This is a genomic window from Paenibacillus sp. FJAT-27812 (genome assembly GCF_001273905.1).
Lineage (GTDB): Bacteria > Bacillota > Bacilli > Paenibacillales > Paenibacillaceae > Pristimantibacillus.
Window position 1 is genome coordinate 1,455,322 of the sequence record NZ_LIGH01000001.1, and the last position, 18,568, is coordinate 1,473,889.

21 protein-coding genes are annotated in these 18,568 nt (G+C 50.0%); 10 read left to right on the top strand and 11 right to left on the bottom strand.

What is annotated here, in order from left to right:
• Positions 1-11: 11 nt before the first annotated feature.
• From ADU23_RS06135 to ADU23_RS32675, 5 genes are all read right to left on the bottom strand, one after another.
• Positions 12-863, bottom strand: a complete 852-nt coding sequence (locus ADU23_RS06135; RefSeq protein ID WP_053372937.1) for an AraC family transcriptional regulator — start codon at positions 861-863, stop codon at positions 12-14.
• Between the two features lie 224 nt (positions 864-1,087).
• Positions 1,088-1,801, bottom strand: coding sequence for a hypothetical protein (locus tag ADU23_RS06140; protein WP_053372938.1), 714 nt, complete (start codon positions 1,799-1,801; stop codon positions 1,088-1,090).
• A 25-nt stretch (positions 1,802-1,826) separates the two neighbouring features.
• On the bottom strand, positions 1,827-2,279 hold the full coding sequence (locus tag ADU23_RS06145) for a flavodoxin (protein ID WP_053372939.1): 453 nt from the start codon (positions 2,277-2,279) through the stop codon (positions 1,827-1,829).
• Between the two features lie 31 nt (positions 2,280-2,310).
• Complete coding sequence (locus tag ADU23_RS06150; protein ID WP_053372940.1) at positions 2,311-3,111, bottom strand: hypothetical protein; 801 nt, start codon at positions 3,109-3,111, stop codon at positions 2,311-2,313.
• A gap of 28 nt (positions 3,112-3,139) precedes the next feature.
• Positions 3,140-3,304 (bottom strand): hypothetical protein, encoded by a 165-nt coding sequence (locus ADU23_RS32675; protein ID WP_157265642.1) that lies wholly within the window; start codon positions 3,302-3,304, stop codon positions 3,140-3,142.
• A gap of 281 nt (positions 3,305-3,585) precedes the next feature.
• On the opposite strand from ADU23_RS32675, the gene ADU23_RS31755 reads away from it, so the two are divergent.
• Positions 3,586-4,404 (top strand): exosporium glycoprotein BclB-related protein, encoded by an 819-nt coding sequence (locus tag ADU23_RS31755; protein WP_157265645.1) that lies wholly within the window; start codon positions 3,586-3,588, stop codon positions 4,402-4,404.
• A 158-nt stretch (positions 4,405-4,562) separates the two neighbouring features.
• Here the strand turns inward: ADU23_RS31755 and ADU23_RS06160 are convergent, their stop codons facing one another.
• The gene (locus ADU23_RS06160) at positions 4,563-5,153 is read right to left on the bottom strand and encodes a hypothetical protein (protein ID WP_053372941.1); all 591 of its coding nucleotides are present in this window, start codon (positions 5,151-5,153) and stop codon (positions 4,563-4,565) included.
• A 121-nt stretch (positions 5,154-5,274) separates the two neighbouring features.
• On the opposite strand from ADU23_RS06160, the gene ilvA reads away from it, so the two are divergent.
• Complete coding sequence (ilvA, locus tag ADU23_RS06165; RefSeq protein WP_255314465.1) at positions 5,275-6,543, top strand: threonine ammonia-lyase IlvA; 1,269 nt, start codon at positions 5,275-5,277, stop codon at positions 6,541-6,543.
• A gap of 58 nt (positions 6,544-6,601) precedes the next feature.
• On the opposite strand, the gene ADU23_RS06170 is transcribed toward ilvA, so the two are convergent.
• Positions 6,602-7,579, bottom strand: a complete 978-nt coding sequence (locus ADU23_RS06170) for an aldo/keto reductase (RefSeq protein WP_053372942.1) — start codon at positions 7,577-7,579, stop codon at positions 6,602-6,604.
• Between the two features lie 133 nt (positions 7,580-7,712).
• On the opposite strand from ADU23_RS06170, the gene ADU23_RS06175 reads away from it, so the two are divergent.
• The 6 genes from ADU23_RS06175 (at position 7,713) to ADU23_RS06195 (ending at position 11,678) form a co-directional block, all read left to right on the top strand.
• Positions 7,713-8,876 carry an MGDG synthase family glycosyltransferase gene (locus ADU23_RS06175; RefSeq protein WP_053372943.1) on the top strand — a complete coding sequence of 388 codons (1,164 nt, stop codon included), beginning with the start codon at positions 7,713-7,715 and terminating at the stop codon, positions 8,874-8,876.
• 19 nt (positions 8,877-8,895) lie between these two features.
• A complete protein-coding gene (locus tag ADU23_RS06180) occupies positions 8,896-10,089 on the top strand; it encodes an MFS transporter (RefSeq protein ID WP_331459224.1) in 1,194 nt (397 codons plus the stop codon).
• 15 nt (positions 10,090-10,104) lie between these two features.
• Positions 10,105-10,713, top strand: a complete 609-nt coding sequence (locus tag ADU23_RS06185; RefSeq protein WP_053372944.1) for a TVP38/TMEM64 family protein — start codon at positions 10,105-10,107, stop codon at positions 10,711-10,713.
• 11 nt (positions 10,714-10,724) lie between these two features.
• The gene (locus ADU23_RS06190) at positions 10,725-11,099 is read left to right on the top strand and encodes a zinc ribbon domain-containing protein (RefSeq protein ID WP_053372945.1); all 375 of its coding nucleotides are present in this window, start codon (positions 10,725-10,727) and stop codon (positions 11,097-11,099) included.
• Positions 11,100-11,209: 110 nt separating this feature from the next.
• Positions 11,210-11,353, top strand: coding sequence for a hypothetical protein (locus ADU23_RS33125; protein WP_176707788.1), 144 nt, complete (start codon positions 11,210-11,212; stop codon positions 11,351-11,353).
• Positions 11,354-11,378: 25 nt separating this feature from the next.
• Positions 11,379-11,678 carry a hypothetical protein gene (locus ADU23_RS06195; RefSeq protein WP_053372946.1) on the top strand — a complete coding sequence of 100 codons (300 nt, stop codon included), beginning with the start codon at positions 11,379-11,381 and terminating at the stop codon, positions 11,676-11,678.
• A gap of 96 nt (positions 11,679-11,774) precedes the next feature.
• Here the strand turns inward: ADU23_RS06195 and ADU23_RS06200 are convergent, their stop codons facing one another.
• The 4 genes from ADU23_RS06200 to ADU23_RS06215 all read right to left on the bottom strand — a co-directional run bounded on the left by ADU23_RS06200 (position 11,775) and on the right by ADU23_RS06215 (position 16,699).
• A complete protein-coding gene (locus tag ADU23_RS06200; RefSeq protein WP_053372947.1) occupies positions 11,775-12,842 on the bottom strand; it encodes an FUSC family protein in 1,068 nt (355 codons plus the stop codon).
• Complete coding sequence (locus ADU23_RS06205) at positions 12,839-13,966, bottom strand: DNA alkylation repair protein (RefSeq protein WP_053372948.1); 1,128 nt, start codon at positions 13,964-13,966, stop codon at positions 12,839-12,841. The genes ADU23_RS06200 and ADU23_RS06205 overlap by 4 nt, the downstream gene beginning before the upstream one ends.
• A gap of 141 nt (positions 13,967-14,107) precedes the next feature.
• The gene (locus ADU23_RS06210; RefSeq protein WP_053372949.1) at positions 14,108-14,875 is read right to left on the bottom strand and encodes a sporulation protein; all 768 of its coding nucleotides are present in this window, start codon (positions 14,873-14,875) and stop codon (positions 14,108-14,110) included.
• A 66-nt stretch (positions 14,876-14,941) separates the two neighbouring features.
• Positions 14,942-16,699, bottom strand: a complete 1,758-nt coding sequence (locus tag ADU23_RS06215) for an ATP-binding protein (protein WP_053372950.1) — start codon at positions 16,697-16,699, stop codon at positions 14,942-14,944.
• A 248-nt stretch (positions 16,700-16,947) separates the two neighbouring features.
• Here ADU23_RS06215 and mscL point away from each other — a divergent pair, with 248 nt between their 5' ends.
• Together mscL and ADU23_RS06225 are read left to right on the top strand one after the other, a co-directional pair.
• Entirely contained in the window at positions 16,948-17,409 is a 462-nt protein-coding gene (mscL, locus tag ADU23_RS06220; protein WP_053372951.1) for a large-conductance mechanosensitive channel protein MscL, read from the top strand.
• Complete coding sequence (locus ADU23_RS06225) at positions 17,402-18,037, top strand: NUDIX hydrolase (RefSeq protein ID WP_053372952.1); 636 nt, start codon at positions 17,402-17,404, stop codon at positions 18,035-18,037. The genes mscL and ADU23_RS06225 overlap by 8 nt, the downstream gene beginning before the upstream one ends.
• The last annotated feature ends 531 nt before the right edge of the window (positions 18,038-18,568 follow it).

The following is an 18,568-nucleotide window of genomic DNA, read 5'->3' on the forward strand; positions in this document are numbered from 1 at the left end:
AATTTAAAAGCCTACATCGTAAAGCGTTTCCGGAATTTAAGCGGAGGCATCCCTGTATGCGATGCAAACAACCTGGAGAAATGCGGCGTCTGCCGGAAACCGGTTTCCTCCGCAACCCGCGCTATCGTCCAATCCGTCTTGATGAGCAGCAGCTTCGCCTGATCAAGCCTGTAATAGAGCAAATATTGCTGCGGCGTGCAATCAAACACCTCTGTCATGCAGCGCGTAATATAGTTGGTATGCAGCTGAAGCACGTCGCTCAGCATCGTATTGCTGATTGGGCTGCGGTAATTCAGCTTCAAATATGCAGCTGCCCGTTCAGCAACCGATACCGCCGCTTTAGCCGCATCCGAGCGCCAGCCCTCATCCAGCATTTGCAGCAAATGCAAAAACCGCTGCTGACGGTCCCAGAACGCGCCATGCGACGAGCTTTTGGCGGCTTCATGAAGCTGTGAGAAAATAAGCTTCGCTTCATCCGGATAGGTAAGCTTCATTTTTTTCGGCAGCCGTATCGCATATGTATAGTAGTCGCCTCTCAGCGAGCCGCTTTGATTGCCTACCGTTTCCTCCCAAGCGCCCACCGTCTGAAAATGAATCCAATCAAACACGGTGTCTTCCTCGCAAGGGCGAGTCGAATAATGCCAGCGGTCCGGCCTTAGAATGAGCACATCGCCCGGTCCAAGCGTCCAGCGGTGATTATCCTCTGCCACATGCAAGCTGCCCTGATTTACAAATAATAGATCAAAAACGCCAAGGTTAGTCCGATTAGGGTGCTCCTCGCCGGCGCGGTAGGTTATTCGGTTTGATTCTATGAAAAACGGCAAAGGCGGTGAACGAAATGTAAGCAATAATTCCTCTGACAACCTAATCTCTCTCCTTATTTGTTTTGCGTAGCAAAACATTTTTCGTAAGCATTACTTTGTTTTGCGAAGCAAAACAGACTTCATGTGTAAATATGCAAAAAATGACTAAAGCCCATGTTACTTGAAAACCGTTTCATTTGTCTACAACAAAACAAAACTCTCATCATTTTCGCATCCGGAAAATGTCTGAGAGCTTCGCAGCGTCTATCCTATTCTTGCAAATTTCACATAACAAGCTGAACCGGCGATCCCGGATTAACCTTAAATACGTCCACGTCCGGCAGCAGGCTTTTGACCAGATACATATAATCATAGGAGCGCTCGAGCGATGCTTCATCCGGTACGAACACTGAAATCTTGCCGCTTTGCAGCGACAGCACCTCAATCCGTGTCGGAAGCTTCTCGAAGGCGCTCATGCAAAACACCGACGTCATGTGAAACAACAGCTCGAGTGAGTCGTGATCGGTATCTATAGCCAGCTTCTGTACAATATAATCTTGAGCGGAGCCTTCCGGGTCGACGGAAACCAAATGAAAGATTTGCGATATTTCCATATCAAGCTCATCCACATAAGCCGTGAGCTGCTCATAAAAAATAATCGGCATGCTTGGGCACGAGCCGCCAAGCAGAAAAGTCGTCAAATGCGCCTTAACCAATTGCTTCATTTGCAAATAATGCTCATCCGAATGAAATTTATAATTCCGATTTGTCCACCATTTCTCCACCGCAGCCTCTATCGCCGCTTGCGTGCGCGCTTCCTCAGGCAGCCTGTAAAAATCATTCACGCTATGGCTTGCCGCGAACTGAACCATTTGCCGCCAATTTACGTCGCTTTCCCGTTTGCCGCCTGATTTCATTTTTGCGAATCTTTCAGGGCAGCGCAGCAGTTCCTCCAGCTTATAGTCTTCTATTCTTAATACCGCTGGCATTTGTTCCATCACAATGGCCGCCCTTCTCGCTAAATTATCCGGTAACCGCTACAAGGCCCGCTATTTGGCGGCCTAAGCTTCTGCCCTGCTCTTTCTCGGCTTCGGATGGATTGTATTCGAACTTAATGCACTCGCCGGCAATTTCCGCGCCAAGCTCCTTCAGCTTCGCTTCAATGATATCAACCGCTGCGCAGTAAATCGGATAAGACGTGTCCCCTGAGCCAAATACCGCTGCTTTCTTGCCGCTTAGATCAAGCGAATCCATCGCTTCGTAGAAATCGATAAACTCATCCGGCAGCTCGCCGTCACCCCATGTGTATGCGCCAATAATGATGCCTTCATAATCATTAAGCTCATCAGCGCTCGCGTCAAATGCTTCCTTGGATACAACCTCCGCGCCCGCTTCCTTCGCTCCCTCTACAATAGCCTCGGCCATTTCTTCCGTGTTCCCCGTCATGCTCGCATATACGACAAGTACCTTTGGCATCTGCGATTCCTCCGCTTCCTATATGTTAGTTTTATACGCTTACCGTTTGTATGCCTTGAAAAAGCGTTGCCATATATAAATTGCCGTCCTGCATGTCAATATCGGTTACCGGGCAGCCCAGCTTAACGGATAGCAGCGTAACTTGGTTGCAAATATAAGCAAGCTGAAACAAACCGCGATCCGTACATACATAAATGTCATTTCCTTTGGCGAGCACAGAGAAGATGAACGGCTTGCCGAAGCGAACGCGGTCAAACCTTCCCTTCTTATCGCCAATGAGGAGCTCGCCTTTATCGCTCGTTCCGATGAGATGGCCCTTGAACACCGCTAAGCTCGTAACGCTGGTTTCCAGTTCAAAATGCGCCCAATCATCCATAAAGCGATCATAAAGCGAGACTCCGCTCTCATGCGCCAGAATCAAATATTGAGGCAAATTGATAAAATCGTAAACACGCTTGTCGTTGCAGGCGATCTGCTCCCATCTGGAGCTGGCTTTGGACCAAAGCCCGTATTCCGTCGCAGCGTAGCTGCTTCCGCCAATTTTGCGATATTGGTAGCATGGAATCGTTAAGCCGTCGTTCTCCCACGCATCTCCGTTCCATTCGTATAAGCCGCTATTCGTACAGGCATGCAACAGCTCATGCTGCAGCTGCAGCCGGTTTACGTTCGCATGCTCTTCCATCCCATGGTCGAGCTTCTTCCAATTGCTCTCCGCATCGATTTGATAAATGCCATGGCCTACTGAAGCTGCGAACAAGCAGTCGGGTCCTGCCTTTACTGATGAGAAAGGAAAGAGCATCCAATTCCATGGCTTGCTCGTTTCAGTTTGCATGTCTCTTGCTCCTTTTTGAAAATATAGCTTAGCTCCCAGCCGTTTGCTGGCCCTGCTGTTTTATATGCTTGATTCCTTGCTCCGGCAGCCTCTCTCTTGCAGCATCCTTGATGCTCTGCTTCCAGCCGTGCCGCTCTTCCAGCAGGAATGCTGAGCTGCGTTTTTTTATAACCATTTCATAAAGCAAGCCCACAAGTTTTGCCTCCCGCTATATGTAAATATAAGCATTCTCAGTATTGATAATGATTATCACTTTCGTAAATATGATAACCATTCTCAACATGGATGTCAATGTATTTATGCATGAGCTCTTCCTAGCTTCCCTCTTTATAAGGCGTTCCCACAACTGATAAGCAGCCGCTCCCCTGCAAACATACATTTCCGCAAATATAGTTAACGGCCTATGACTATAGCAGATATAAACCCAATCAATAGATAGAGTATAAACGTAGAATAGGAGCAAATACCAAGGAGGTGCTTTCGCTGAGTTATTCAGATAATCGCAAAAAACGCTGTGTAAGAAAACCGGTTTCAGGCTGCCATCCAAAAAGAAAGAATCATAATGGTAAAGTCATTATCGTCAAGAAGGAACTAATCGTAAATGCCCCGAGAGGCGAACATGGTCGTAGAGGAAGTTCCGGCCGCAGAGGACCTCAAGGTCCTGCCGGGGCAGTAGGTCCCGTTGGACCTGCCGGCACTGGAGCAGTAGGAGCAGCAGGTCCTGTTGGCGCTACGGGAGCTACTGGCGCTACAGGTAATACTGGCCCGTCATCCGGAGGTGCCATTATTCCTTTTGCGTCAGGCGCCCCTATTACCGCGACTACCGTAATAGGAGGTTCGGTCGGTACAGTAAGTCTAGTGGGCTTCGGACTCGCGCTTCCAGGCGTTGTGCTTTCAGGGACATCTATTGATCTTACAGGCACTGTTCTTGGACCTATTCTTGATTTTGCCTTCTCCGTTCCTCGCGATGGAACGATAGATTCACTTTCCGCCTTCTTCAGCAACACGGCAACGGTTAATCTTCTTACAGCATCCGTTACGCTCACTGCACAATTGTACAGCGCTCCTTTGGGAAGCAATACCTTCAACCCCGTTGCTGGCGCTGCCGTCGTATTCGCTCCAATTACAGGCCTCCTTGCCCTTGGAAGCACAAGAACAGGCCTCGCTTCCGCTTTAGCTATTCCTGTAACCGCGGGAACCCGCCTTCTCTTGGTATACTCTGCCGATACAGATGATCTAGAACTTGCTGCTGCTGTAATAGGTTATGCTAGCGCCGGTTTATCTATCATCTAATAAGCGAGCCATTAATATTAAAAATAGCGGTACAGGTGCTATACCTCTACCGCTATTTTTTCTGTACATGGATCTACGCCAATCTTCTAAAAAAGAACCGTCCCGAAAGGTTATTCCAACCCTTTCGAGAGTGCCCCTTTTTCACATGAAGAGCTTCGTTAAAGCGGCAATTGAAGACTCACCTTGAACCGTATTTTGATCTGTCCATTCTCAAATTGCACATCTCTTACCGTGACGATATCCTGAGCCGGCAGATCAAGCGGGATGATGATCGTTTCCATCATGCGGATCGGCAAAGCAATCTCCTTTATAGATAGCGACTGGGGCCTTAGCGTAATGTTCGGCGACTGCCAATCTAGCGAATATACGGCATCCAGCTCGGCAGGTATACGATTCTTATAGGTTACGTTCATGCGTGCAATCAGCTTATTCTCTTCCAGCTCGAATGTAGCGCCATCCAGACGGATATCCTTCTCAAGCGCCAAGAAAGGACCTTCAGCGCCTTCAGCCGCATACTTACTTTTCATGTTCATTTTAATCAAATGGTTGATATCCTCTTCCGAGAGGACAAGCTCCGGCTTTAATTTACGGACCATACCCAGTGCCTTCTCTTTCACGTCGATAGGCGCATAGCTCATGTCCAGCTTCTCATCCGGCGCAATATAGGATAGGAGCCACCAAATTGCTCCGCCAAGCAGTAAAACGATGATAATGATAACCGTCAGAAATCTTTTGAGCCATTTCCCCATATTTGGCTTCCCCTCCATTAGCAATTAATTGATATTCAAATACGTCAACACACAATGATAGTGCTATAATAGTTCAAATAATCTATGCTGTTGAACTGATAAGCTGAGAGGATGGTCACCCGTGAACACGAACAACGTACCGTTACACCGCATTGGGCTTGAGGAAATCGTCCAAGCGCAAATGCATTTAAAGGATGTCATTACGCGTACACCGCTTCAACATAACCGTGTGCTATCCGAGCGATATGACTGCAACGTACTGCTGAAACGAGAGGATTTGCAAATCGTTCGCTCGTTCAAAATACGCGGCGCCTTTCATTTGATGCGTTCTCTCTCGCCGGAGACGCTTGCTAAAGGGGTTGTCTGCGCTAGCGCCGGCAACCATGCGCAAGGAGTAGCCTACTCCTGCCAAACGCTCGGCATCCCCGGCAAAATATATATGCCAAGCACGACTCCTCGCCAAAAGGTAACGCAGGTAAGCTTCTTTGGCGGATCGTTTGTGGAGGTCATTCTGACAGGCGATACCTTCGATGATGCCTATGATGAGGCCATTGCCGAGAGTAATCGCAGCGGAATGGCATTCATCCACCCCTTCGACGATCCAAAAATCATCGCAGGAAACGGTACGGTTGGCCAAGAGTTTATGGAAGCGGCAGAGAGCGTACCCGATTTCGTGTTCGTAACCGTCGGCGGCGGCGGGCTTGCAGCCGGAGTCTCCTCCTATGTCAAAATCGTCTCTCCTTCAACGAAGGTCATCGGTGTTGAACCGGAAGGCGCGCAGTCGTTAAGGGCTTCACTTGATGCAGGACACGTAACGCCTCTTGACCAAATCGACAAGTTCGTGGACGGCGCAGCCGTCAAACGTATCGGCGATTTGACGTTCGAGCTTTGCAAAGACCTGCTGGACGATGTTATTGCCGTACCTGAAGGAAAAGTGTGTACAACGATGCTCGATTTGTACAACGAGAATGCGATCGTAGCCGAGCCGGCAGGCGCACTGCCGATTGCAGCGCTTGAAGCTTACCGCGAGCAGATCCGAGGCAAGACAGTTGTCTGCGTCGTAAGCGGCGGCAATAACGATGTTGACCGTATGCAAGAAATCAAAGAGCGTTCCCTCATTTATGAAGGCTACAAACATTATTTTATGGTCAGCTTCCCTCAACGCGCCGGAGCGCTTCGAGAGTTTCTCGATCAGGTGCTCGGTCCAAATGATGACATCACCCGCTTCGAATATACGAAGAAGTCGAATAAGGATAACGGCCCCGCGCTTGTCGGAATCGAGCTCAAGCACCGTGAGGACTATGATCCCCTCGTCGACCGTATGACAAAAAAAGGTTTTCAGTTTCTAGAGCTAAATAAGGATCCCGTTCTCTTCAACCTTTTAATTTGATCTTCATCTAAAATAGCATTCGCCCCGTTTCCACATATGGAAACGGGGCGATTTGTTTTTACCAGGCGTATGCGCGAGGCGCGTCTCCGCCAGGGCCAGGGAATATTTCATCAATGCGCTTCAGCGCTGATTCGTCTAATGAAATCTCGACCGCGCGAAGCGAGCGCTCGAACTGATCCAGTGTCCGGACGCCGATGATCGGAGCAGTTACTGCTGGATTGGCAAGCAGCCATGCAAGAGACACAAGATCCTCAGGCTCGCCTAGCTCGTCGCAGAAAGCAGCGTAAGCATCAAGCTGCTCACGGTGCTGCTCAAGCCGCTTGGAATCGCCGCTGCGGCGGCCTCCGTCCTTCCGGCGATGGTTGCCTGCAAGCAAGCCGCCATCGAGCGGGCTCCACGGAATAACGCCCAGGCCTAATTCCTTCGATGCAGGCAATACTTCCAGCTCCGGCAGACGGCATAGCAGATTGTATTTATGCTGCTCGGATACGAGCCCAATCGAGCCTCTCGCTTTTGCTTCGCCCTGTGCAACCGCGATATCCCAGCCTGCAAAGTTGCTTGAGCCTATGTAGCCGACTTTGCCTTGTGATACGGCTGTTTCGAATGCTCCCCACAGTTCGCTCCAATTCACGCTGCGATCCACGTGATGCATTTGGTAAAGCTCGATATGATCGGTTTGAAGGCGCTTAAGCGAGCCTTCCAAATGTCTGCGGATTTTATAAGCGGATAAGCCTGCATCACGGTTAGGACCGTCATGAGCATCATGCATATCGCCATATACTTTAGTGGCAAGTACGGTGCGCTCGCGCCGGCCGTCGCCTTGTTTAAACCACTTGCCGATGATTTCCTCTGTGCGGCCCGCATTTTCGCCCCAGCCGTAAATGTTCGCGGTATCAATAAAATTAATGCCTGCATCCAAAGCAGCATCTAAAATACGAAATGATTCCTTCTCGTCGGTGTCCACGCCAAAATTCATTGTACCCAAACATAACCTGCTTACTCTAAGCCCCGATCTTCCTAGCTTCGCATACTGCACTCTAATCATCGCTCCTTCAAATTAGAAATAGGATGGATTACGTATTCATTATACAAAAATTACACAAAGTAACCAAACTGCGTTCATGTTCGCATGACAATCGTCCGCTAAACTAACGGCAGGAGGTGCACACATGATAATGTTCAATAACAATCCACAGCCAAAATTGCTAATTTTATACGCATCTTATGGAGAAGGCCACTTGCAGGTCGCACATGCGATTAAAAGTGCGCTCGAGGAACAAGGCAATTATCGCACCGTAATGGTGGATTTAATGGCAGAGTCCCATCCATGGCTGAATCAGGTAACCCGGTCGTTTTATCTGAAGAGCTATACGCATATGCCTTCGCTCTACGGCTGGATGTATGATTTCACAAGGCTGATGAAGCACGACTCATTGTTCGGCGGCCTGCTGCACTCTTTTGGAAAAGATAAAATCAGGCGTATTCTCAGAGTGGAGCAGCCGGATATCGTGATGCACACCTTTCCAAGCTTCGCCCTGCCGGAGTTAAAACGACGCAGGGACTACCACCCGCCCTCCTATGCCGTTATCACCGACTTTGACCTGCACGGCCGCTGGGTGCATCCGAGCATTGAGCGTTACTACGTCGCAACGGAGGACTTGAAGCATGGACTAATGCAGCTTGGCATTCCGAGCAGCGCGATTCAAGTCAGCGGCATCCCCCTCAAGCGCGGCTTCCGCGCAACGACAGCATCGAGCGAGCTCTACGAACGTTATCATTTAAATCCCAATAAACCTGTAATCCTCATTATGGCGGGGGCGCAAGGCGTTATGCCTGACGTATCCCGTATTTGCGGCGGCTTGCTTGAAGACGAACACGTTCAGGTTGCGCTGGTGTGCGGACGCAATCTGCTCTTGAAAGATACGATCGAAAAACATTTTCAAGCTCATCACGGAGCCTCGCGCCTTCATGTTTATGGATTTATCGATCCTATTCATGAGCTTATGGCGCTCGCAGACTGCCTCATTACTAAACCTGGCGGCGTTACGCTATCAGAAGCAATCGCAGCGGGACTCCCGATTTTCATCTATCGGCCGGTACCCGGTCAAGAAAAACAAAACGCGCTGTATCTCGAATCCAAAGGCGCGGCTATTTTAGCGAGTAAAGCGAGTGAGCTGACGGAACAAATTTTGAAACTCGTGCATGATCCGTTGCGTCTTACTATTAGCAAGCTGTCCACCAAGCAGCTTCAAGCCTCGCAAACAGCAGCCGACAGCATTGTTTTGGATATGTTATCCAATACACGTATAATGGAGAGAGCAGCGACTTTATAAATGGATAAGGAGCTTGTCCTTGCGTACAAATCAGAGCGGTTGGTTTGGGGCGGAGATGCGACTCATCTCCGTTATTTTGTTCGTTGTTGAGTTTGTGAGGGGTGCCGTACTCGTCAGTTTATTGCCTATTTACGGCGCTAAATCGTTAGGGCTTTCACCCGATGTTATCGGAGCCGCTATATCCGCGCACTACGTCACCGATACGCTGCTCAAAATGGCGATCGGTTACTTGTTGGATCGATTTTCGATCCGCATCGTCGTGCAAGCCGGGCTGGTTATTTCGCTTATCGGCGTTTATTTGCTGCAATTCGCTGAGATTCCGTGGATGTTCATCGGTACGGCGGCCCTTTATGGCATCGGCATGTCGCCGATTTGGATCGTTTGCCTGACGAAGGTAACCGAGCAGCAGCGCGCCACCCAAATGGGATTGCTTTATACCATATGGATGGTTGGGCTTGGAAGCGGACCGATTGTATGTAATATTTTGCTCGATTACAGCGTATCGTTTACGTACAAGCTGCTTGTCAGCATGTCCGTGGCTGCATGCCTGTTAACGCTCTTCATGAGCAAGGAAAGGGCTGATACGCCAAACCGAATGCCTTTGCGCAAACAGCTTGTCATCCTAAAAGGACGGCTCAGCCAAATGAAGCTGCTGCTTCCGGGCATGATTTTGCAAACGACTGGCGCAAGCATGCTGGTTCCCATTCTGCCGAGCTTCGCCAATCATGAGCTAGCGCTCTCAGGCACGCAATACTCAATTCTCCTTACAGTAGGCGGACTTTGCGCTGCTGCCGGGCTTATCCCGATGGGCAGGCTGTCCGACAAGCTTGGGGGCAAGAAATGGTTTCTCGTTACCGGCTTTTGCATATTTGCTTTAGGCTTATATATGCTGGCTTCGGGCCAGACGTTCTGGTATTGTTTACTTATTGCCGTCGCGTTAGGCTTGTCTTATGCCGCAATTTTGCCCGCATGGAATGCGCTGCTTGCCACTTATGTTCCCCCTAATCAGGAGGGGCTAGGCTGGGGCATCCTCTCTACTGTCGAAGGTGTTGGCGTTATGATTGGACCGATCGTTGGCGGCATGATCGCCGCTTGGAACGGAGAAGTTGCTGTTTTTTGGATAAGCGCCATTCTTTTTGGAGCAATTGGCATGTTTTATTTATGGTTCCCTTTTAAGGCGTTTGCTACAAATGAAAAAGCTACAAATAAATAGATCGGGGTAAAATCTATGGATGATTGGCGCAATTGGCTGGAGTACTTAAAACATTTGGATCTCGATTCCATTCAGTGGACGCTGCAAAGCTATTCGCAGTGGGGCCCTTTGCCCGGCATTTTGCTTCCTTTTACTGAATCGTTCCTCCCTTTCCTTCCGTTAATTCTCATCATAGCCGCTAATGCCAACATATACGGGCTCGGCCTTGGATTTTTATTCTCCTGGCTAGGCGTAACCGCAGGCGCTGTATGCGTATTTTGGATTAGCAGAACGCTTGGGCGCAACGTTAAGGGAAGGCTGGAGAAACGTTTTCCAAAGTCAGAACGGTTTTTCAACTGGGTCGAGCGCAAAGGGTTCACGCCGCTGTTTCTGCTCGCTTGCTTTCCCTTCACTCCTTCTGTCGTCATTACGATTGTCTCCGGCCTCAGCAAAGTTCCTTTTCACACCTTCCTGCTTGCTACTTTGCTTGGGAAGGCCGTCATGATATTTTGCATCTCGCTGATTAGCTTCGACATCGGCAATCTCGTTGATGAGCCTTGGCGTATTTTTGTCTCGATTACCGCCGTTCTGGTCATGTGGTTCGGAGGCAAGCGCCTCGAATCGCGTTATCAGGTGAATGGGTGAGGTGAGCTTAAGTGGCTGCTTGGGGCTTATTACATGATCGGGCGGCGCAGCTTGCGCCGCTCTTATTTACTTGGTTTGACCTTGGCGCAACCGCCATCGTGCTTCTAATAGCGGGAACGCTGCTCGCAGGCATGTTCATGTTCATTCGAATTGCATCGGATGACTCTGACCGGTATAAGGTGCTTAAGGAAATGGTGGAGACCCTCTTCGGCACGCCCGCCCATCTTAGGCAGCAGCCAGAGAATAACGCCGATAAAGCTATTGTAAAATCCGACAAGAGCGCTGAAGCCGCCATTGCGGCTTTCTCCGAGCCTTGTCCGGCTTGCAGCGAAACGGTCACTGAACGTGATTCGAATTGCCCCTCCTGCGGACTTCAACTGCTATAATCTTCCCTTATTCTCTCCATTGCCTGGACTCATACAATTCCTCCTTTTGTGGCACACTGTTGAGGATCTTCTTGCGAAGATAACGATGAATACCTCAGGAGGGTGACCACATGTCAGGCAAACAGCCATCCGATCAGCAGAAAGCGGCAAGCAAAGCCCAATCCCAAGCAGACCGCAATAAAGCAAGCAAAGAATCAGCTAGCGAGCTGCAATCAGATGCCGATCGCGCAGCGGTGCCGAAGCACGGATTATAAGCATAGGAAGGTTGGATGACACTAAATGAGCAATCAAGACAACCATCATGAGATGAATCCCCTATCAGGCGAACCGGTTGAAGTAAAAGGTACCTACCGCAACGAATGGGGCCGTGAGGAACAGCTTGAACGCGGAGACGTGTTCCCGGCAGACCCTATGCTTGGATCAACAGAATGGCAGCTGGTCGAGCTATACTTCAATAACCATCATCAAGGGCATACCGATCCGCGCTTGGTGCCGCATGATGATGACAATAATCCAGAAGCGCATATGCAGCATCCTCGCCGTCACGAGGGCAGCAACAAAACCGACGACGATCAATAACATTATTTCTATAAACAAAACAGCAGGCTGGAGCGCTCAATCGAGATGCTCCCTCCTGCTGTTTTTGTATCTTCATCATGTAATGCAGCCTGCGAATTAAAGCTGCTTCTCCGCAGCTCCCGATTCATCAGCGCCGCGCTTCGCGTTCTCCTCGCGCTGCTGCACTTGGTCGAGCAGCTTCTCCAATCGACGCAGATGATACGCATATTCGAACAGTCCCGAAGCGACAAAGACAAGGCGCTTGTGCTCATCCGGATCTTCCATGATGTATGCCGTTAAATCCTTTACGAACCGAGCCTCGCGCTCTTCCTCCGGCTCGATAAGCGCGTGCGGCTTCATTTTATCCTCTGCTTTGAGCAAAATATGCTCGTGATATTTGGACAACTCCTCAATTTGCCGATCGAAGCGCAGCGCCCACTCGCCTGCGCTTGGCGAAGCAAAATAATGCTCCTCTACCACATCAAGAAGATCGGCTCCTTTTTGCAGCGTCTTAATCATTTGCTTCGATAGGAGAAGCTGCCTGGCATGACTTGTCCTCGCCCGTGCAAGCACCTTGCGCTCCTCTTCGAATACGGCATGGCGCTCCTCCAGCTTCCTCAGCGTAATATGAAGCTTGTCCTTTTCCTGGCGGAATACCTGCTCCTTCATCTCGTTGGAAATCGCCGTGCGCAGCAGCAGTGAAAGCTGGGTGTAGGCCTGATGCACCTGCTCCGTGAACTGCCGCCTTGGTCGCGGCGGGAACACCAGCACGTTGACTGCGAATGAAGCGCCGATACCGGTAAGAACCATCAGCAGCCGCCCAACCGCCACATCCCAGCCCTGTCCATTCGCCTCCATGATCGCGACGACCGTCACAAGCGTCAGGCTGATTGTGCTTTCCATTTTGAGACGGATGCTGATTAGAATAACGAGAATACAGACAAGTCCAGCCGCAATCGGCGTATGACCGAATAACCGAACGGCTATGATTGCTATAAAAGCGCCAAGCAGATTCGTTTGCACCTGGTCCGCAACACGCTGCCATGACCGGTAAATCGAGGGCTGAATCGTAAAAATAGCTGCAACAGCAGCAATAAGCGGGGACGCAAAGCCGAACAAGCTGCTTAAGTATATCGCTAACGCGACAGCCATCCCCGTTTTTAAAACCCTTGCGCCAATCGTCATGTTGCTTCAGCCTCCATCACAAGCAGCTCGGATTCGGCCACCTCTCTCCCATTTACCCATAATGTGATGCGATGAAGCCCGCTATAGTGCTTGCGCGTCGTTAAATCGGCAAAGCGATGTACCCTTGTACCTGATGCGGAAGCTCCGCCTGCATATTCGCGATCGGATAGCAAAAACCGCTTTAATGATGTTTTGCCGCCCGATTTCACGAAGGCAATGCCGTATTCGATGCGAAGCTTCGCCGGCGCGCCCTCGCGTACTTGTAAACGATAGCGTAAAGCAACCTCGTCCCCGATCACAATCGTACTCGGCTCTACCTCCAGAGCTGCGGTAACAACAAGGGAAGATCCGTCTTCCTCCGTGCTTTCATTTTCAGCATAGCCGAACAAAGCCATAATCTGCGGGTTGGATTGCTTAATCAGCGTGCGGCAGCCATGCCGTATAATCCAATCGGTCTTGGCATCCTTGCCGATCCACGCCGCTGCAAGCTGGGTAACCAGGTCCGGGTGATCCTTGGCGATATCATTCAAATTGTTCGCCACGCTCTTGCGCACATAGAGCGAAGGATCTTGTTTTAGCTTGTCCAAAATGGGCACAATCGGCGATGGGTCACGCTTAAAGAGCGGCAGCGCCTGCGCCCATGGCAGGCGCGGCCTAATGCCTTCACTCGCCAGCCGCCGCACATGCTCATTCGGATGATCCGCCCATTCGAGCATTTGCTGTGCGATACGCTCCGGGTCACTGAGAATAAACGCACGTATGGCGAATTCAGAGGTAGAGCGCTCGGTAAAGCGTTTCAGCGCAGCGAGCGACAGGTCCCAAAGCTGCGGCTCCATGCCGTATACTTCAACGAAATCCGGAAAGAACAAATAGGGAAGTCCCGTGCATTTTTCATCTATTTGATATAAAACAGCCAGCGCCTTTTCATAGGATTGCGGCAATGAGGCGCCAAGCGCTTCCGTAATTTTCCGTGTACGGGCCTTGAGCTCAAGCAGCTCCCAGCTCTCGTCTCTCACTCGCTCGATGAAGAGCGCCTCGTCAAACGGGCTCCATGCCGTTTTCACCAAGCTTGCGAACCGTTCTAAAAATAACCCGTCATATATTGCTTTAAGTGGTTCTGCCAACGTAAATCCCCTCCTCCAGCTATTATACCGAAAAAACCAAATTCTTCACTATCGCCCTCATAAAACGCAGCTATAATGAAAAACAGCCCAGAAACGCTCCCGCAGGAGCACTCCCGAGCTGTCTTCTATTCGTTATCCTTCTTATGCATAACGCGAAATGATGCCGGAAAGCTGATTGGCTATCGCATTTGAACCGGCCGCCAGCTGTTCATTCGTGAAGCGAGCGCGTACGAAAGACTCATCCATATCCATCGCCTCCGCAAAAAAACTGGATAAGCCGCGCGCACGGCGATCGATCTGCAGCACCAGCTCCAGCTCGCGATCCGACGGGTAGAACATAACCTCAAGCTCATCGAGCTGCCCGCGGAACTGCGTAGTCGGCACGAACTCCAGCTCTTGAATAAACGGCATTTTGCCGCCAAGACGGGAGGAATACTCGCACTCCGCCTTGCGCAAGCGGAAGCCCAGCAGATTCAGCGCCTCCAGCACCGTATTCATCGGAGCGGTCGGAACAACTTCGATGCGGTCATTATCGCCTGGATCAACGCCGCCGCGAACGTCAAGCTCCGTCTTCACCCATACCGGCGCCCGGCCAATCGTAAGCGGAGTTTGATGCGGAAGCTGGAAGGAGAACGGAACCTCGCGGCTCTCTCCTGCTTGCAGCGTGAAAGGCGCGCTAACATGATAGCGTCCAATTTCGCCGTGATGCGTCATTTTTGTATCGTTGCTCTCTTTTATATATTCGGTCATGACTGACAGCTGTATCGTCTCAATGCGCTGCTCCACGCTGCCGCCTTGAATCTTTATAATACCGCGAACCTCTTCACCGGGTGCATAACGAGCCTTCTCTAATACCGTATCGATCTTCGCGGAACCAATACCGATACTCGCCAAAAAACGATTAAACATCCAATCAACCCCCACTCCAAATATCGTAAATCCTCACTGCTTAAGCATATTACGGCAGCTTCAAATTTAGGTTTCAACCACAGGCTGTTCCTTGTAGGGCAATTGAATAATAAAGGTCGTTCCTACGCCCATCTGGGTCTCCGCCGAGATATGTCCCTGATGGTTGTCCACAATTTTGTAGGTAACCATTAAGCCTAATCCCGTTCCTTTATCCTTTGTCGTATAAAATGGCTGCCCGATCTTGGACAGCTGCTCCGTCGGAATACCCGAGCCTTCATCCTTGATTCGTATCAATACCCCGCGAGCTTCATCCAGCGACATATTAATCGTAACCACGCCTCCGCTAGGCATCGCTTCGATCGCATTTTTAAGTACGTTAATAAACACTTGCTTCAATTGATTTTCCACGCCAAAAACCCATAGTGGCCGATAATCGGCATGGAACTCAATCACGACGTTGTGCAAGATGGCCTGCGTATCCAGCAGGTTTACCGTCTCCGACATGATTTGGCGCGAATCCTTATAAACAAACTCATAAATTTGAGGCTTGGAGAGCATAAGCAATTCACTGACGATGGATTCAATCCGAACAAGCTCGGACTTCATAATCTCGTAGAAGTTGCTGCTGTTGCCTCTGCCGGTTGAAAGGAGCTGCAAAAAACCTTTTAACGAGGTAAGCGGGTTACGAATCTCATGGGCGATGCCGGCAGCCAGCTGGCCTGCTACGTAGAGCTTCTCTGAGTTAATCAGCAGCTCCTCGTTCTTTTTCCGTTCGGAGATGTCCCGAATAATAACCTGCACAATCTGCTTTCCCGAAAAAGCGGAGCTAGCCCTGACCATTTCCGTATGGAGGAGCTTGCCTTGAACCGACAGCCATTGCAGCTCAATCGGCTTGTTCGGCGCGTCCTCACCCGCTTGTCCTGCAGCCATCCATTCCGCCATCTCAAGATGGTGCTTCTCGTCCAAGAGTTCGAATATGCTTGTTCCGATAATTTCATTCTCCGACTGCACCTCGAACATACGCAGGCCGGCACTGTTCATAAATTCCCATTTGCTGTTGCTGATCAAGGCAATTGTATCCATTGAGTTCTCGACAAGAAGCTTGTACCGCTCATCGATCTGGCTGTATTTGCTCGCATTTAGCCAAGTCGTCAGACTAAAGCTAAGAATGATTAAAGTGGACAGCCCGAGCAAGAAGGCAAGCATCCGCATATATTCGTTTAATAAGTCCGTTGATAAAATGTCGTTGTAATCGACCTTTAGCGCGTACAGGCTAATCTGATGCATCACCATGCTGGAGATGCCAAGCGAAAGGCAGCTCTTGAGCTTGTACATTCGCGTCTTGGTCTCAAGCCTTCGGAATGCAATATAAGCACCGATGAAACTAACAGCGTAAGAGAGCAAATAGAGCAGCCAATTCATTTTTAAAATAATAATGGAATCGGACAGCATCGACATATATTGCAGCGTCGTAGCTCCAAGCGCCATTAATAGAGCACTAAACAAATAGCGCCCTCGCACAAGCTCCTGTTTCCTTAATACAGATAATGCACAATAAACGATAATCGCGCACACGATTAGTACAAGCAGCATGCTCCAATCCATAAGCATTCGATAATCGGAAGCAAGCAAAGATACGACATGCATCGTCCATAGCCCGAGTCCAAATACGAAGGCCCCGCCAATCAGCCAGTTAAATCCGGTTACCCGTTCACGCAGCTGCGGCTGCTCAATCATGTTGACCATCGTATAAGCGGCAAAGCACATGATAATAATAGACAACACTAAATAGTAAGGATTTCCAATAATAATAGATTGGGTCATAAGACTCCTTGAATATCCATAAATTTACTTACTAGTAGTAAAGTTCGACAATTTTCAATAAAACCCTCTCTTTTTTGTGCAAATTTTTGCATGATGCTGTCATAATGCTAGAGGCTGTTTCTCTTCGTCTCGTCTTCGGCTATTATGATAGGATGACAGAAGTCAAAAAGGGCAATACTAGATGATATAATAATAGACTTATGTAAGGCAGCCCGTTTTGTTTCACAACATTTTTAGGAGGAAATGCAATGAAAATCATCAAGGAATTTAAAGAATTTGCGATGAAAGGCAATGTCATCGACCTAGCTGTCGGTGTCATTATCGGAGGAGCGTTCGGCAAAATCGTCACCTCGCTCGTCAATGACATTATTATGCCGCCTATCGGCAGGATACTCGGTGGGGTTGATTTTAAGGATTTAAAGATACCTCTTTATTCTAAAACAGAAATAGATGCGCTAAAGGACCCGACCACGGCACCATACATTAATTACGGTCAATTCATCAACGTCATGCTCGACTTTTTGATCGTCGCTTTCTGTATCTTCCTGCTTGTCAAAGTCATCAATGTTCTGCGTCGCAGCGAGAAAAAACAAGAAACTCCCGTAGAGGTAACGGAGAAAGAGTGCCCTTACTGCTTGTCTAAGGTGCCGGTGAAAGCTACGCGCTGCAAGCACTGCACGTCCCAGCTTGAGGCTGCCGCACATGGCTGAGGAGCTGTTCGACATCTATGACGAGCAGCTTCGGCCGCTTGGCACGGCGACGCGCGCGGAGACGCATGCGCAGGGCTATTGGCATCGGACCTTCCATTGCTGGCTGACTCGGCGCGAGGAGAACCGCCGATTCGTGCGGTTCCAGCTGCGCCAGGCCAGCAAGGATACGAATCCAGGCTGCTTCGATATTACAGCTGCCGGTCATTTTGCCGCAGGCGAGACCCTTCGCGAAGCAATGCGCGAGCTGGAGGAAGAGCTCGGCGTAAGCGCCTCATTCGAGCAGCTTATCCCGCTCGGGCAAATACGAGAAGATGCCCATGGCGAAGTAAACGGCAAGCCCTTCATCGACCGTGAGGTCAGCGACGTTTTTGCGCTCGTTTGCGAAGTGCCTTTGACTGAACTGAAGCTCCAGCCAGAAGAAGTGGCCGGCGTGTACGAGGCCGATTTGGATGAGCTGATTGCGATGTTCGAAGGCTCATTATCCGAGGTGTCTGCGATTGGCGTCGAGCTTGACGCGCAGTCCGGGCAGCTATCGCGCGTTTCTCGCCTTGTACAAGCGAATCAATTCGTGCCTCGCGATTATTCTTTTTATGCGAACGTGCTTCAGGCGCTGCATGGCTGTACTTAGTCCGTGCGGCGCTTTCGCCTTCTTGCCCGCGAACTCCCCATGTCCGCTCCCAATTGGTGTACCACTGATCAATTAGTCCGTGGATGTTATAAAACTCGGTATTGCGCGGCGCCAGGTCAAAGTCATTCAGCTCAGGCTGGTTGTAGATCCGCGCCGCCATTTCATGAAAGCACCCGTGCAGATTACTTTCAATAAAGCTGCCCAGCTGATCGACAGACGTAAACGATTGCGGATCGAACTGCACTCTCTGCTCCGCTCCCGCATCGAAACACCTGGAACGGCGAATGCCTTCCGGAACCTGATTCCATCCCGCAACCATTCTTCGATCGTAGCCCATAGAGTCATACCAGCTATAGACCCGATTAATAAAGTCCCGATGAAAGCGCAGAAAGCGATCTCCATAACCCGGCGGCGGCACTGTCCCAGGAACCAAATGGTTCGCATGATGCCATACTTTGTGTTCTTCGAGCAATGCTTGCGGAAAATTAGGTATTCGCGGCATCCGATTCCCCTCCCTGCTTGTTCCTTCTT

Bases quoted from the DNA above. Each gene is read 5' to 3' on its own strand.
- ADU23_RS06225 (WP_053372952.1), top strand. From the start codon at position 17,402: ATGGCTGAGGAGCTGTTCGACATCTATGACGAGCAGCTTCGGCCGCTT.
- ADU23_RS06195 (WP_053372946.1), top strand. From the start codon at position 11,379: ATGAGCAATCAAGACAACCATCATGAGATGAATCCCCTATCAGGCGAA.
- ADU23_RS06145 (WP_053372939.1), bottom strand. From the start codon at position 2,279: ATGCCAAAGGTACTTGTCGTATATGCGAGCATGACGGGGAACACGGAA.
- ADU23_RS06175 (WP_053372943.1), top strand. From the start codon at position 7,713: ATGATAATGTTCAATAACAATCCACAGCCAAAATTGCTAATTTTATAC.
- mscL (WP_053372951.1), top strand. From the start codon at position 16,948: ATGAAAATCATCAAGGAATTTAAAGAATTTGCGATGAAAGGCAATGTC.
- ADU23_RS06215 (WP_053372950.1), bottom strand. From the start codon at position 16,699: ATGACCCAATCTATTATTATTGGAAATCCTTACTATTTAGTGTTGTCT.
- ADU23_RS06140 (WP_053372938.1), bottom strand. From the start codon at position 1,801: ATGGAACAAATGCCAGCGGTATTAAGAATAGAAGACTATAAGCTGGAG.
- ADU23_RS06185 (WP_053372944.1), top strand. From the start codon at position 10,105: ATGGATGATTGGCGCAATTGGCTGGAGTACTTAAAACATTTGGATCTC.
- ADU23_RS06200 (WP_053372947.1), bottom strand. From the start codon at position 12,842: ATGACGATTGGCGCAAGGGTTTTAAAAACGGGGATGGCTGTCGCGTTA.
- ADU23_RS33125 (WP_176707788.1), top strand. From the start codon at position 11,210: ATGTCAGGCAAACAGCCATCCGATCAGCAGAAAGCGGCAAGCAAAGCC.
- ADU23_RS06210 (WP_053372949.1), bottom strand. From the start codon at position 14,875: ATGTTTAATCGTTTTTTGGCGAGTATCGGTATTGGTTCCGCGAAGATC.
- ADU23_RS06150 (WP_053372940.1), bottom strand. From the start codon at position 3,111: ATGCAAACTGAAACGAGCAAGCCATGGAATTGGATGCTCTTTCCTTTC.
- ADU23_RS06160 (WP_053372941.1), bottom strand. From the start codon at position 5,153: ATGGGGAAATGGCTCAAAAGATTTCTGACGGTTATCATTATCATCGTT.